This is a genomic window from Collinsella sp. AM41-2BH (assembly GCF_003468085.1).
Classification (GTDB): domain Bacteria; phylum Actinomycetota; class Coriobacteriia; order Coriobacteriales; family Coriobacteriaceae; genus Collinsella.
In genome coordinates, this window is sequence record NZ_QSGH01000012.1 from 39,323 (window position 1) to 52,938 (window position 13,616).

The following is a 13,616-nucleotide window of genomic DNA, read 5'->3' on the forward strand; positions in this document are numbered from 1 at the left end:
GTTTTCGCTGTCCGCGCCAAAACATCGGCGTCGCCTTTGTTGGCACTTGGGGACGTTCCTTATGTGCCGGCACCTGGGGACAGTCCTTGTAATCGTTGGGGAGTGGTTACTTGCTCGCGAACAGCCAGATCAAGATGATCACGAGAACTACGGCAACGATGCAGACGATGGCGCCGGTGAATTTGATGCGTGAGTCGCGGGTACGTTCGCGCACCGCGTCCTCGGTGGCCTCGAGCTGGGCGACTTCTCGCTCGGTCTCGGTGTGTTCGGCTTTGTCTCGGGCCAAGGATCCTGCAAGCGACTCAGTGATCTCTGGGTGGTCGTGCACTTCGGTCGCCTGTTCGATGATCGACTGCGCATGTGCGGCATCTGCTTGGGCGTTGGCGATGCTCTGCTCCTGGTCGCGGCGTGCCTTGTCCTCGGCAGTGATCTTCTCGCGCAGTTCGCGCTGACGAGTCGCGGCGGCTGTCTTCGCCGTCTGCAGCTCGTCGCGCGCGGCATCGGCTTCGGTCGTCACGGCTTGGTGCGCGCGTTTTGCGTCGGCGATAGGGGCTTGAGCCTGCTCGACGGCCTGCTCGGCTGCGGCAAGCGAGTGCTCAAGGTCGGCGGTGATACGCGGGACATCTTCTTCGGCTTTACGCAGGGCATCTGCCGTGTCGGAAATCTGCATCGAGAGCTCGCTGGTGCGCACCGTATAGTTGGCGGGATTTGCCGAGGGATTGCGTTGCAGCTCGGCATACTCATGACGCAGCGTCTCGAGCTGGGCGCGCGTGGCGTCGACGGTTTGTTGTGCGGCGGCAATGCCGGCGTCTCGCTCTGCCTTCACCTTGTCGCGGATGCGCTTGGAATCCTCAAGACGTCGAACGAGGCGGTTGCCGGTCTCGCGCGAGCTCGCCTCGCGGGCCTCCACGGCATCGAGCGCGGCCTTCAGACGGAGCTCAGTCGCGTCATCCTCTGTCTTCATTTGTTCGAGCTGACCCTTGAGCTCTGTCGCTTTGGAGGCGTGGGCATCACGGTCAATCTCGGCGGCCGCTGCAGTCTTTTGGGCCGTGGCAATCGCCTGGCGCTGGTCGGCGACGATCTGGTCGTAGCGGCCTGCGATATCCTGGCGCGTCTCGAGTTCCTCGGCCTGATCGGCAATGCGCTGCTCAAGTTCGGCCAGGTGGGCGCGGGCATCGGCAAGTGCCTTTTTCGCGGCGTTCATCTCGCGCATGGCCGAGGCACCCTGGGCGATAAAGGTGCCCACGGCGTTCGCAGTGTTCGAGACAGCGGTCCCCAGATCGCGGCTCGCGGCGGAGGAGTGCGGGGCGGTCGGGCGAGCGGTGTCGGCAGCGTCCGCATCGGCAGCCTGCGGCACGGCGATATTGCCGGTACCGCCCTCGATTACAGAAAAGCCTGCTGCGTGCGGGTCGACCGCATCGGCACCAATCGTGGGATGCTCGAGCTGCAGAAACGAGGGCATGGTGCTGCCCTGGTCGGCAACCGGAGTCTCGCCGGGTACGAAGGTCGAGGCTGCCTCGGCGGCCTCCTCTTCCTCGGCGTCAACGTCAGCGTCGGCCACGGCGTCTTTCATCGCTTTGACGGCATCCATCATGGAGTCCATGACGGCGTCGAGCTCTTCTTCCGAAGACACCTCGATGGGACCTGCTGCTTGCGGAGCGTTCTCAGCCTTGGGCTCAGTATCGCTCGGGTCCGGCTGCTCTAGCTGCTCTTCTTTGTCTTGCTCTGCGGCGACATTTGCGTCTGCGGCCTCGTCTGCGGCGGCAGGAGCCTCCTCGACAGCGGCATCAATGCCGCCATCGCTTCTGGTGGAAGTATCGCAGCCGTCAATGGTGTCTGCGGAGTTATCAATATGCTGTTGAGTCTGGGGGTCCAGCTCGTCTGTCATAGGCATGTGCTCCTCATCGTTGTTTGTCACCCTATGATAAAGTCTCGCGCCGACATCCCGCGCGCTGCAGCAAAGTTTCAAAACGTGTTCGATGGCTCGTGTCGATAGCAAAAACTCGGCCACTTTATCCAGTTTGTACTTGACAATCCCTTCGCCGAAAGACGTTATGCCGTTCGCCTACCGAGGCCTTTTCTATTCACTTGAACACGCTAAAGTTGCATGTCAGCTTTTGGCGCGTGAAGTTGGATGCGCGCAGTCGACGGGCGGGCCCGTCGCGATTTGAAAGGACTTTGTATGGGACTTTTCACTGGTAAGACCGTGATCGTCACCGGCGGCGGCAAGGCCACGCTCAAGGACGGCTCCGCTGGCTCCATCGGCTACGGTATCGATATCGCTTTTGCCAAGGAGGGCGCAAACCTCGTCATCACCGGCCGCAACGTCGCCAAGCTCGAGGCCGCCAAGGAATCCCTCGAGGCCGAGTACGGCGTCAAGGTTCTGCCTGTTCAGGCCGATGTCTCGGCTGGTCAGGACAACGAGGCCGTCGTCCAGAACGTCATCGACAAGGCCATTGAGGAGTTCGGCCGCATCGACGCCGTCGTCAACAATGCTCAGGCCAGCGCTTCGGGCGTGACCATCGCCGACCACACCATGGACCAGTTCAACCTCGCCATTTACTCCGGTCTGTATGCCACCTACCTGTACATGCAGAAGGCCTACCCGCACCTGAAGGAGACCAAGGGCTCCGTGGTCAACTTTGCTTCGGGCGCCGGCCTGTTTGGCAACTATGGTCAGTGCAGCTATGCCGCCGCCAAGGAGGGCATCCGTGGTCTGACTCGCGTTGCCGCCAACGAGTGGGGCAAGGACGGCATCAACGTCAATATCGTTTGCCCGCTTGCTTGGACCGCTGCGCTCGAGAACTTCCAGGATGCCTATCCCGAGGCGTTCAAGGCCAACGTCCACATGCCGCCGGCTGGCCACTACGGCGACGTCGAGAAGGAAATCGGCCGCGTTGTCGTTCAGCTCTGCGGTCCCGACTTTAAGTATATGAACGGCGAGACCGTCACCCTCGAGGGTGGCATGGGCCAGCGTCCGTAGGGTTACGCGGTTTTACCAAACCGCGTAACGGGTCGACGCTGCGCGGTCACCAGGGCGACAACTTGTCATTCAAAGAGGGCGGCATGACCAGAAGGTCAATGCCGCCCTCTTTTCATGCCAATTTGTTCGCCCTGGTGACCGCTCACTGACGTTGTCAAAACATCGGCGTTGCCAAAACATCGGCGTTGGCGTGGCTGGTAAATAGCTCCACTCATCGGGGACGTACTTAAATGAGTGCCCGCAGAATGAAAGTGGATAATCTCCCGTTTTTGGGCTGTGCTTTGGGCAAAAGTGGGAGATTATCCACGCTCATCCGGTAAGCGTCCAAAAATCCACGCTCATTTGCCGTGTCCCTGCCGTATCCTCCTCGCGCCAGTTTCTGTCGAGTCGGTGCTTCTTGCGGGTTGCCCGTATAATGGTTTGCGTATGAACCGCAACCAAGGAGTTCCAGTTTATGGACCAGAACCTTTTTAAATTCGACCTGATTGCCGAGGATCCGACGACGCACGCGCGCGCCGGCGTACTGCACACCCCGCACGGCGACATCGAGACGCCGATCTTTATGCCCGTGGGCACCAAGGCAAACGTCAAGGGCATTCCTACCGAGACTGTCAAGAAGCTCGGCGCCCAGATCGTGCTCGCCAATACCTATCATCTGTCCATGCGTCCCGGCGAGGACACCATCGCCGAGCTGGGCGGCCTGCACAAGTTCATGAACTGGCACGGCCCCATCCTCACCGACTCGGGCGGTTTCCAGGTCTTCAGCCACAACGATGCCGTCAAGCTCACCGACGAGGGCGTGCGCTTTATCGTCAACGATTACGACGGCCGCCACGTGTTTTGGACGCCCGAGGACAACATGGAAATCGCCATGAAGCTCGGCTCCGACATCTGCATGCAGCTGGACCAGTGCCCGGGCTATCCCGCCACGCGCGCTTACGTTGAGCGTGCCGTCGAGCTGTCGAGCATGTGGGCCGAGCGCTGCTATAAGGCGCATACCCGCGACGACCAGGCACTCTTTGGTATCGTTCAGGGCGGCATGCACCTGGATCTGCGCCTGCGCTCGCTGCGCCATCTGGAGGAGTGCGGCGACTTCCCGGGCTATGGTATCGGTGGCTATTCGGTGGGCGAGGATCACGAGACCATGTTCGAGACCCTGGCGCCGCTCGTGAGCGAGTACATGCCCAAGCATAAGCCGCGCTACCTGATGGGTGTCGGTAACCCCACCACGCTCGTGCGCGGCGTGGGCGTGGGCATCGACATGTTCGACTGTGTGCTGCCGACGCGCACCGGCCGTATGGGCACGGCATTCTCCAGCGAGGGTCGCCTCAACTTCCGCAACGCTCGCTTTGCGCACGACGACGGTCCCATCGATCCCACCTGCACCTGCCCGGTGTGCACGGGCGGTTACAGCCGTGCGCTCATCCGTCACATGGTCACGCAGAAGGAGATGCTCGGCGGCATTCTGCTTTCGATGCACAACATCTACTACCTGCTCAACCTTATGCAGCGGGCCCGCCAGGCCATTATCGAGGGCCGCTACGGCGCGTTCGTGAGCGACTGGATGAACAGCCCTGCGGCGGTGGATTACTAAGAGCAGCACGGGCGCTTGCAGAGCGCGGGCAACGGCAAGGGGCGAGCGCCGGCCGGTCATCACGTTTGCTAACACCGCTTGCGCGACCGATGACCGATAGCTTGCAAGCACTTGATGCATCGTGGGTACCATACCGAATAGTTGATGTTCGGGCGGGAGTTTGACGCATGGCGTCGACCCCGCCCGCTTTTCTTTTTCTCGATAGGAGTACCCATGATTAAGAATGAGAACGTCGAGGGCGAGCCTGCCTACGACGAGACGTACCGCCGCGGCCCCGTGGTCATGCGCGGCCCCATGATTCCCAAGGACAACACCTACGCCAACCTGCTGGCGCCCGAGGACTCGACCGACTGGTTGCACACCGACCCCTGGCGCGTGCTGCGCATTCAGGCAGAGTTCGTTGATGGTTTTGGCGCACTTGCCGAGCTTGGTCCTGCGGTGACCATCTTCGGCAGTGCCCGCACGCCCAAGACCGATCCGCTCTACAAGGCGGCACGCGCCGTTGGCCGCAAGATCGCCCAGCGCGGCGTGGCGGTTATCACCGGCGGTGGTCCCGGCGTCATGGAGGCGGCCAACAGGGGAGCGGCGAGCGCCAACGGCAAGTCGGTCGGCTTGGGTATCGAGCTTCCGCACGAGCAGGGGCTCAATAAATACGTGAACCTCGGCATGGACTTCCGCTACTTCTTTGTGCGCAAAACCATGTTCGTTAAGTACAGCTCGGGCGCCATCGTATTTCCCGGCGGCTTTGGCACGCTCGACGAGATGTTCGAGGTTCTCACGCTGGTGCAGACGCACAAGGTCAAGCGCATGCCGCTCGTGCTGGTGGGCACCGAGTACTGGCAGGGCCTATTCGACTGGCTCAACGGCCCGGTGATGAGCACCGGTATGATTAGCCCGCTCGATCCGGATCTGGTACACATTACCGACGACCTCAACGAGGCCGTTGACATTGCGCTCAGCGGGCTGATGTAGATCAATCGTGCCCACGCGACATGAATACGCATGGCAATCTGATGTTATCTAACATCAGATTGCCATTTATATTGGGTATACTGGTGTAAAAGACGAGGGCGAGGAGGTCGCAAATGTCTACAGCAACAGTTAAGCCTACGACGGTTCGAATCGAAGAGGGGCTCAAGGAGCAGGCGACTGAGTTCTTGGATTCGGTCGGCCTCAGCCTCAATTCCTATCTCAATCTTGCCGTTCGGCAGCTGGTAAATCAGCGAAAGATTCCTTTTGAGATTGTAGGAAGGGCGGAGGTGCCCAACGAGGTGACGAGGCGCGCCATGGTGATCGCCGAGGCTCATGAGCTGGGGATTTTGCCGGACGATAGCCTGTCATTCAATAACGCTGATGAGCTTATGTCATTCCTCGATGAGGAATAGCGATGTTCGAGATTAAAGTCGAGGCTCAATTTAAGGTGGACTACAAACGAACGATGCGCATGCATCCGCAGCTAAAAAGTGAGTTTAAAGCGGCGGTTGCAGAGCTTGTGGCTCATGGGTCACTTCCGGCGGAGTATGGCGCCCACGAGCTCTCAAACCCGGGCGGAAACTACAACGGCCACATCGATTTCCACCTATCCGATGGCTTGGTCGATGTGGTCGTTCTTTATCTTCCCCATAAGACTAACCCAGTGATTAGGCTGGTGAGAATGGGCACTCATCAGGAACTGTTTCAGGGTCCGCTGGGCTGATCGCCGATTTCTAAGTTGCGGTGGAATAGGGATTGATTTGCGGCTGATAAGCCAAAAACAGTTCCTATTCCACCGCAAGTGGTAAAGGTGCCCCTAGTGGATGGGCTGGTAGCGGGGGCAGTAGCTGATGGCGATGGCGTCGACGCCTACATGGGTGGCGATGGTGCAGCCGATGGGGCCGGTGCCGGCGTCTACGTAATCCTGGCCCGCGAGTGCCTCGTTGACAAGTTCCTGCTCCTCGGCGGCGCCGGTCGTGAGCACACGCACGCTTGAGCCCGGGTGCTCGTCCAAAAACGCGAGGCAATCTGCCATGGTGTTGGCGACGATGCGCTTGGCGCCGCGGCCCTTTTTGATGGCCTTGATCTCGCCCGATTTCCACTCCGGCGAAACGGCCAGGCGAATGTTGAGCATCTGCGTGAGCTGGCCGGCAAGCTTGGGCGCGCGGCCGTTCTTAACGAGGTTCTCGAGCGTGCGGGGAATCAGCAGCAGGTGGGCGTCGGGCAGGGCCGCGCGGATCTGCGCCTCGGTCTCGTCCAGGCTGCGGCCGTCCTCGCGCATAGCCAGCGCGTACTCCACCAGCAGGCCCTCGGCGCCCGAGCCGGTGCGCGAATCGATGCAGCGCACGTCGAGCTCGTGGGTCTCGGCGACCAGGCATGCGTTGGAATAGCAGGCGGACCACTCGCTGCACAGCGAGATAAAGATCGCGCTGTCGTGGCCATCGGCGCGTACGCGGTCAAACAGCGCCTTGAACTCGCCGGCGCTCGGCTGCGAGGTGTGCGGCAGCTGCTCGGAGCCAGCCATGCGGGCGACGTATTCCTCGGCGGTAATCTGCACCTGGTCGAGCAGGTCCTCGCCCTCGATAATCACATGCAGCGGAATCACGTAAATGCCGAGCTCTTGGGCACGGGCGGGGGAGATGTCCGACGTGGAGTCGGTTATGATGGCAAAAGACATAATTGCACCTTTCGTTGGGGCGCGGCAGCGCCGCCTTCTGAAAGCAAAGTGCGACAAATATAGTGGAGTTGCTCTACATTGCTAGGTTCAATTGTTGAATAGTCAACAGTTTGAAGCGGTGGTGTGGAAATCATCAACTGGGGAAGAAGGGTGCCGATGGCGGCATTGCAACTTTGCGAGCGGCCGGTTGTGCTGTTCGATTTTGACGGCACGGTGGCCGATACGGGTCGGGCAGTGATGACCTCGACGCGCAAGACGCTGGCTGCGCGCGGGTTTTCGGAGACGCAGATGGGTGATCTGCGCCGCATGATCGGGCCGCCCCTGTGGAAGAGCTTTCACGACTTTTACGGCTTTTCCCGCGAGGAGTCGCTTGTGGTGGCCGACGAGTACCGCGCCTTTTTTGATGAGCTGGGACCGGAGGAGTACCCCGTGTTCGATGGGATTCCCGAGCTGCTGGATGAGTTGGCCGCCCGGGGCAAGCGTATGGCCGTGGCGACGTCACGCATGGAGGCCAAATGCATCGACATGGTGCATGAGCTTGGTCTTTCTCAGTTCGAAGCCGTGGTTGGCATGAATCCGCCGCAGGGGCGCGAGACCAAGGCCGATTCGGTTCGCGATGCCCTGGCGGCGCTCGGCGCGACGGCGGACGATGCCGTGATGATCGGCGATCGCTTTAACGACGTCGAGGGCGCGCACGCGATGGGCGTGCCGTGCATCGGCATCTATTCGGGCGCGGCGGCGCCGGGTGAGCATGAGGCGGCGGGTGCCGATGCAGTGGTGCACTCGGTGGCCGAGCTTGCTAAACTTTTCTCTATCTAGGAACTAAATGTGAGGGGCGGGTACGCTTGCCGCTCATTGGTAAGGAGGCAGTCTATGAATCAGGTGGAGCAGAGCGTCGCTGAGTATGTCGACGAGGTCTGGGAAGATGTCGTCGCCGATATCGAGCAGCTGGTGAGCTATCCGTCCGTGGCAGTTTCTGCCGATGCAGAGCCCGGCGCGCCGTTTGGCCGCCCGGTCCGTGACGCGCTCGACTGTGCGCTCGGCATCGCGCAGAAGCTTGGCTATCAGACGAGCGACGACGAGGGCTATGTGGGCATTGCCGATATCCCTGGCCGCGGCGACAAGCAGCTCGCGACCATCTGCCACGTGGACGTGGTGCCCGCCGGCCCGGGCTGGAACACCGACCCGTTTGCGCTGGAGCGTCGCGAGGGCTGGCTGCTCGGCCGCGGCGTTATCGACGACAAGGGTCCGGCGGTGCTGTCACTCTACGCCGGCGCCTATCTGCTCAAGCACGGCATTACCCCGCGCTATACTTTCCGCGCGCTGCTGGGCTGCGATGAGGAAGTGGGCATGTCCGACGTTCACCATTATCTGGAGAACCACGCAGACCCCGACTTTTTGTTTACGCCCGATGCCGAGTTTCCGGTCTGCAATGCCGAGAAGGGCCAGTTTGGGGCGACGTTCGTGAGTCCCAAGATCGACGGCGGGCGCATCGTGTCGTGGAGCGGCTCCGAGGCGAGCAATGCCATTCCGTCGCAGTCCATCTGCGAGCTCGCGATTGCCGCCGATGAGCTGCCGGCGCCCATTGAGAACGCCGACCGCCTGGAGATCACGGCGCTTGATAACGGGCATGCGCAGATTTTCGCCCACGGCATTGGCGGTCATGCCTCGATGCCAGAGGGAACGATCAACGCCGTCGGGCTGATCGTGGCGTATCTGCGCGAGGCCGAGGACGCGTTTGGTGCACGCGACGAGCGCCTGCTGACGCCTGCCGAGCACGAGTTCGTCAAGTTCCTGGCCTTTGTGCATGCGGACGCCTATGGTCGCGGCCTGGGTATCGATGCGACGAGTCCGGCGTTTGGCCCGCTTACCTGCAACGCTGGCGTCATCCGCGTGGCGGATGGCCATATTGAGCAGGTCATCGACGTGCGCTTCCCCGACAGCACGAGTGCCGATACCATCCGCGAGCAGCTCGATCCGCTCGTGGGCCGTTTTGGCGTGACGTGCCGTGTGGGTCGTGCGAAGGTGCCGTTCTCGGTCTCTGCCGACGATCCGGCCGTGAAGGCACTTATTGATACCTATAACGAGTTTACGGGCAAGCATGCTGAGCCCTTTGCCATGGGCGGCGGCACGTACGCGCGCAACTTTGCCCGCGCCGTCTCGTTTGGCCCCGAGGAGACCGGTCTGGAGCTGCCCGAGTGGGGCGGCCAGATGCACGGTCCCAACGAGTGCGCCAACGAGGAACAGCTCAAGCAGGCGCTCAAGATTTATATCGTGGCGATCTTACGTTTGAACGAGCTTGAGCTTTAAGGCTGCGGCGTTTTAACAACTTAGCACCCCTTTCGTCCGGGCTTTTTAAGTTGCGGTGGAATAGTTCCTAGAATGGGCCATTTGATGGCCAAGCAGGAACTATTTCACCGCAACTTTGTTTTTATTGGTGTAAAAGGCGGGTCATGCTTGGTGGCGGGTTTGTTATTCGTTTGTAAAGCCGAGCCGCGCTTGCGGTAAGGGTCTATCAGATGCCCGTAATAAAGCGCAGCTGACGCGGGCGCTGCCCGATCGAGACCGTATCTTTCCAAACAGCAAAGCGGGCAGGGTGCCCGCGAGTCGCTTGTATGAAAGGAAGATCATGCTCGATCAGGCTTATTCTCGTCGTCAGTTCCTCGGCCTCGCTGGTGGTCTTGCCAGCATCGTCGGTCTCGGTCTCGTTGGTTGCGGCGGCGCAGGCGCAACCGACGCCGCCGACAAGGGTAGCGCCGCTGCTGCCGAGTCCGTCTCGGGCGAGGTAACCTACGACGGCGCCTCCTCGTTCCAGGCTCTCGTCGAGGCTGCTGCCGAGAAGTTTATGGATGCCAACCCCGACGTCTCCGTCTCCGGTTCGGGCAACGGTTCGGGCAAGGGCCTGACCGCTGTCGCCGCCGGCACCGTCACCATCGGTAATTCCGATGTCTTCGCCGAGACCAAGCTCGAGGCCGATCAGGTCAAGAACCTCGTCGATCACGAGGTCGCCGTCGTGGGCATGGGCCCCGTCGTCTCCAAGAACGTGACAGTCGACGACCTGACCCTCGAGCAGCTCAAGGGCATCTTCTCCGGCCAGATCACCAACTGGAAGGAGGTCGGCGGCGACGACGCCAAGATCGTCGTTCTCAACCGCAAGGCCGGCTCCGGCACCCGCGCCACCTTCGAGGCCGCCGTCTTTGGCGACGAGGCCGTCGACTTTAAGGGCGACGCCGAGCTCGACAAGTCCGGCGATGTCCAGACTCAGATGGGCAGCACCGACAACGCCATCTCCTACCTTGACTTCTCGCACTTCGATGACTCCAAGTTCAACGCCATCATGGTCGAGGGCGTCGAGCCCAAGAGCACAAACGTCACCGACGACTCCTTCAAGATCTGGGCGACCGAGCACATGTACTGTGCTAAGGACGCCGACGAGGCCACCAAGGCCTTCCTGGAGTTCATGCTTTCCGACGACGTCCAGGGCAAGCTCGTCGAGGAGCAGGGCTTTATTCCCGTTTCTGCCATGAAGGTCGTCAAGGACGCCAGTGGCAAGGTCTCCGCTAAATAAGTAATCGCCCCCGGAAAGGTTTGCAATGGCAAAACAGCTGCCAAAGCGCGAGCTTGAGAACGTGGGCCTGGGCGTCACGGGTGCGTGCGTAGCGCTCGTGACGCTTGTCGTTGCCGCGCTCATCTTTATGGTCGCCCAAAAGGGCCTCTCGGCTTTTTTCAAGGACGGCGTCTCGATCGTCGAGTTTTTTATCGGTACCAAGTGGGACCTGGCCAACACGGCCGAAAACGGCCTGCCCTACACTGGCGCCCTGCCCCTGATCGTCACCTCGTTTGCGGTCATGGTGCTCTCCACGCTCATCGCACTGCCCATCGCCATCGGCTCTGCCATCTTTGCGGTCGAGATTAGCCCTAAGTTTGGCTCCAAGGTCTTTCAGCCGCTTATTGAGCTTTTGACCGGCATTCCCTCGGTCGTCTTTGGCCTGATTGGCTTTCACGTGGTCGTCGGTCTTATGAAGAGCGTTTTCCACGTGAGCACGGGTCTGGGCATCTTGCCCGGCGCCATCGTGCTGGCCGTCATGATTCTGCCGACGATGACCACGCTTTCGGTCGATAGCCTGCGTGCCGTGCCCGATAGCTACCGTCAGGGCTCGCTCGCGCTAGGCTACACCCGCTGGCAGACCATCTGGCACGTGGTGCTCAAGAGCGCCATGCCGTCGCTCATGACCGCGGTCATCCTTGGCATGACCCGCGCCTTTGGCGAGACGCTTGCCGTGCGCATGGTTATTGGCGGCATCGAGGCCATGCCGACGTCGCTGCTGTCGCCGGCCTCGACCATTACCACCACGCTCACCACATCCATGGCGGTCTATGCCGAGGGTTCGGCCCAGGACGACGTCCTGTGGGCGCTCGGTCTGCTGCTGATGGGCATGAGCCTCATCTTCATCCTGATCATCCATCTCATTGGCCGCAAGGGGGCGAAGGCTCGTGGCTAGCACGCGCATCCATATCGACGAGACGAGACTCGGGCGCGTCCAAAAGCAGGACCGCATCGCCACGGGCGTGCTGACGGCGATTGCCGCCATCGTCATGCTCATCGTCGTCTCCATGGTGGCCTACATCCTGTTCGAGGGTATCTCGACGCTGTTCCAGCCGGGCTTTCTCACGCAGCCCGCACACGCCAACGGAACGCAGGGCGGCGTGCTCTACCAGCTGTTCGACTCGTTCTATCTGCTGCTGATTACCCTGATCATCTCGGTGCCCATCAGCCTGGGCGGCGCGGTCTTCCTAGTTGAATACGCGCCCGACGGTCCCATTCGCGACATCGCCTCGACCGCCATCGAGACGTTGTCTTCGCTGCCCTCCATCGTCGTCGGCATGTTCGGCTTTCTGGTGTTCTCGGTGCAGCTGGGCTGGAAGTACTCCATCATCTCCGGCGCCGTCGCGCTCACCATGTTCAACATCCCCATCCTGGTGCGCGTGATTCAGCAGGCGCTCGAGGACGTGCCGCAGGCCCAGCGCGATGCGTGCCTGGCCATGGGCCTCACTCGCTGGGAGGCCACACTGCACATCCTGATTCCCGAGGCCATGCCCGCCATCGTGACCGGCATCGTGCTTTCGGCCGGCCGCGTGTTTGGCGAGGCCGCGGCGCTGCTCTTTACCTCGGGCATGAGCTCGCCGGTCCGCCTCAACTTCTTGAGCTTTAACCTGTCGAGCCCCACCTGCGCCTGGAACGTGTTCCGTCCCGGCGAGTCGCTGGCCGTGCACATCTACAAGATCTATGGCGAGGGCAGCCCCGAGGCCCAGCAGATCGTCTGGGGCACCGCGGCACTGCTGATGATTTGCGTGCTGCTGTTTAACGTAGTCGCCCGTATCGTGGGCAAGCAACTGGCAAGGAAGATGACGGCCGAATGAGCGATATGAATGCAACGCCCGCAACCGAGGCGGCCACGTCCGACACCCCCCAGGACTTTCTGTCGAGCGTGGGGGAGAGCGAGAGGCGCGTGCGCGTGAGCGGCAAGGCCGTGAGCGACGAGGTCGTGCTCTCCGCCAAGGACGTCAACGTGTACTATGGCGACCACCATGCGCTGCACAATACGTCGCTCGACTTCCACAAGGGTGAGATCACGGCGCTCATCGGGCCTTCGGGCTGCGGCAAGTCGACCTTCTTGCGTAGCCTCAACCTGATGAATCGCGAGATTCGCCGCTGTCGCGTGGAGGGCGAGATCAACTACCGCGGGCGCAACGTGAACACCAAGACCGAGAACACGTACGAGCTGCGTCGCTCCATCGGCATGGTGTTCCAGCAGCCAAACCCCTTCCGCAAGTCCATTCGCGACAACATCACCTTTGCGCCCAAGCGCCACGGCATCACCGACCGTGACGAGCTCGACCGCATGGTCGAGGAAAGTCTGCGCGGTGCCGCGCTGTGGGACGAGGTCAAAGACAAGCTCGACAAGAGCGCCTACGCGCTTTCGGGCGGTCAGCAGCAGCGTCTGTGCATTGCGCGCACGCTGGCGCTCAACCCCGATGTGATCCTGTTTGACGAGCCCTGCTCGGCGCTCGACCCCATCTCGACGCTGGCGATCGAGGACCTGATGTCGTCGATCGTGGCCGACCGCGCCATCGTCATCGTGACGCACAACATGGAGCAGGCGTCGCGCGTGTCCAACCGCACGGCGTTTTTCTACATGGGCGATATGGTCGAGTACGACGAGACCGACGAGATTTTCCAACGGCCCAAGGATAAGCGGCTGAATGATTACCTCACCGGCATGTTCTCCTAGTCCGGGACATGCTTGAGGCCCGCGGCGGCCACGGTTGCCGCGGGACTGATTGGAGAGGCGGGTCATCTCTTGCGGGAGATGGCCCGCCTTTTTGTG

13 protein-coding genes are annotated in these 13,616 nt (G+C 61.3%); 11 read left to right on the forward strand and 2 right to left on the reverse strand.

Annotated features, from left to right (window positions below; genetic code table 11):
* Nucleotides 1–106 precede the first annotated feature (106 nt).
* Nucleotides 107–1,888: a hypothetical protein gene (locus DW899_RS07130; protein WP_117629060.1), complete on the reverse strand. Its 1,782-nt coding sequence runs from the start codon at nt 1,886–1,888 to the stop codon at nt 107–109.
* 294 nt (nt 1,889–2,182) lie between these two features.
* On the opposite strand from DW899_RS07130, the gene DW899_RS07135 reads away from it, so the two are divergent.
* From DW899_RS07135 to DW899_RS07155, 5 genes are all read left to right on the forward strand, one after another.
* A complete protein-coding gene (locus DW899_RS07135) occupies nt 2,183–2,983 on the forward strand; it encodes an SDR family NAD(P)-dependent oxidoreductase (protein WP_006235414.1) in 801 nt (266 codons plus the stop codon).
* 454 nt (nt 2,984–3,437) lie between these two features.
* Nucleotides 3,438–4,577 carry a tRNA guanosine(34) transglycosylase Tgt gene (gene tgt, locus DW899_RS07140; protein ID WP_055250876.1) on the forward strand — a complete coding sequence of 380 codons (1,140 nt, stop codon included), beginning with the start codon at nt 3,438–3,440 and terminating at the stop codon, nt 4,575–4,577.
* Between the two features lie 213 nt (nt 4,578–4,790).
* Nucleotides 4,791–5,549: a TIGR00730 family Rossman fold protein gene (locus DW899_RS07145; protein ID WP_117564470.1), complete on the forward strand. Its 759-nt coding sequence runs from the start codon at nt 4,791–4,793 to the stop codon at nt 5,547–5,549.
* A gap of 113 nt (nt 5,550–5,662) precedes the next feature.
* On the forward strand, nt 5,663–5,962 hold the full coding sequence (locus DW899_RS07150; RefSeq protein ID WP_055250873.1) for a type II toxin-antitoxin system RelB/DinJ family antitoxin: 300 nt from the start codon (nt 5,663–5,665) through the stop codon (nt 5,960–5,962).
* Nucleotides 5,963–5,964: 2 nt separating this feature from the next.
* Nucleotides 5,965–6,273, forward strand: a complete 309-nt coding sequence (locus DW899_RS07155; RefSeq protein ID WP_055250871.1) for a type II toxin-antitoxin system YafQ family toxin — start codon at nt 5,965–5,967, stop codon at nt 6,271–6,273.
* 93 nt (nt 6,274–6,366) lie between these two features.
* Here the strand turns inward: DW899_RS07155 and DW899_RS07160 are convergent, their stop codons facing one another.
* Nucleotides 6,367–7,227, reverse strand: a complete 861-nt coding sequence (locus tag DW899_RS07160; RefSeq protein ID WP_117735923.1) for a DegV family protein — start codon at nt 7,225–7,227, stop codon at nt 6,367–6,369.
* 156 nt (nt 7,228–7,383) lie between these two features.
* On the opposite strand from DW899_RS07160, the gene DW899_RS07165 reads away from it, so the two are divergent.
* From DW899_RS07165 to pstB, 6 genes are all read left to right on the forward strand, one after another.
* Nucleotides 7,384–8,046 carry an HAD hydrolase-like protein gene (locus tag DW899_RS07165; RefSeq protein WP_089572099.1) on the forward strand — a complete coding sequence of 221 codons (663 nt, stop codon included), beginning with the start codon at nt 7,384–7,386 and terminating at the stop codon, nt 8,044–8,046.
* Nucleotides 8,047–8,100: 54 nt separating this feature from the next.
* On the forward strand, nt 8,101–9,537 hold the full coding sequence (locus DW899_RS07170; RefSeq protein ID WP_117800468.1) for a M20 family metallopeptidase: 1,437 nt from the start codon (nt 8,101–8,103) through the stop codon (nt 9,535–9,537).
* 319 nt (nt 9,538–9,856) lie between these two features.
* On the forward strand, nt 9,857–10,795 hold the full coding sequence (locus DW899_RS07175; RefSeq protein WP_117629065.1) for a phosphate ABC transporter substrate-binding protein: 939 nt from the start codon (nt 9,857–9,859) through the stop codon (nt 10,793–10,795).
* 25 nt (nt 10,796–10,820) lie between these two features.
* A complete protein-coding gene (pstC, locus tag DW899_RS07180) occupies nt 10,821–11,729 on the forward strand; it encodes a phosphate ABC transporter permease subunit PstC (RefSeq protein ID WP_117800469.1) in 909 nt (302 codons plus the stop codon).
* Nucleotides 11,722–12,648: a phosphate ABC transporter permease PstA gene (gene pstA, locus DW899_RS07185; RefSeq protein WP_117800470.1), complete on the forward strand. Its 927-nt coding sequence runs from the start codon at nt 11,722–11,724 to the stop codon at nt 12,646–12,648. The genes pstC and pstA overlap by 8 nt, the downstream gene beginning before the upstream one ends.
* Nucleotides 12,645–13,520: a phosphate ABC transporter ATP-binding protein PstB gene (pstB, locus tag DW899_RS07190; RefSeq protein WP_117564461.1), complete on the forward strand. Its 876-nt coding sequence runs from the start codon at nt 12,645–12,647 to the stop codon at nt 13,518–13,520. The genes pstA and pstB overlap by 4 nt, the downstream gene beginning before the upstream one ends.
* The last annotated feature ends 96 nt before the right edge of the window (nt 13,521–13,616 follow it).

Bases quoted from the DNA above. Each gene is read 5' to 3' on its own strand.
- DW899_RS07130 (WP_117629060.1), bottom strand. From the start codon at position 1,888: ATGACAGACGAGCTGGACCCCCAGACTCAACAGCATATTGATAACTCC.
- DW899_RS07135 (WP_006235414.1), top strand. From the start codon at position 2,183: ATGGGACTTTTCACTGGTAAGACCGTGATCGTCACCGGCGGCGGCAAG.
- tgt (WP_055250876.1), top strand. From the start codon at position 3,438: ATGGACCAGAACCTTTTTAAATTCGACCTGATTGCCGAGGATCCGACG.
- DW899_RS07145 (WP_117564470.1), top strand. From the start codon at position 4,791: ATGATTAAGAATGAGAACGTCGAGGGCGAGCCTGCCTACGACGAGACG.
- DW899_RS07150 (WP_055250873.1), top strand. From the start codon at position 5,663: ATGTCTACAGCAACAGTTAAGCCTACGACGGTTCGAATCGAAGAGGGG.
- DW899_RS07155 (WP_055250871.1), top strand. From the start codon at position 5,965: ATGTTCGAGATTAAAGTCGAGGCTCAATTTAAGGTGGACTACAAACGA.
- DW899_RS07160 (WP_117735923.1), bottom strand. From the start codon at position 7,227: ATGTCTTTTGCCATCATAACCGACTCCACGTCGGACATCTCCCCCGCC.
- DW899_RS07165 (WP_089572099.1), top strand. From the start codon at position 7,384: ATGGCGGCATTGCAACTTTGCGAGCGGCCGGTTGTGCTGTTCGATTTT.
- DW899_RS07170 (WP_117800468.1), top strand. From the start codon at position 8,101: ATGAATCAGGTGGAGCAGAGCGTCGCTGAGTATGTCGACGAGGTCTGG.
- DW899_RS07175 (WP_117629065.1), top strand. From the start codon at position 9,857: ATGCTCGATCAGGCTTATTCTCGTCGTCAGTTCCTCGGCCTCGCTGGT.
- pstC (WP_117800469.1), top strand. From the start codon at position 10,821: ATGGCAAAACAGCTGCCAAAGCGCGAGCTTGAGAACGTGGGCCTGGGC.
- pstB (WP_117564461.1), top strand. From the start codon at position 12,645: ATGAGCGATATGAATGCAACGCCCGCAACCGAGGCGGCCACGTCCGAC.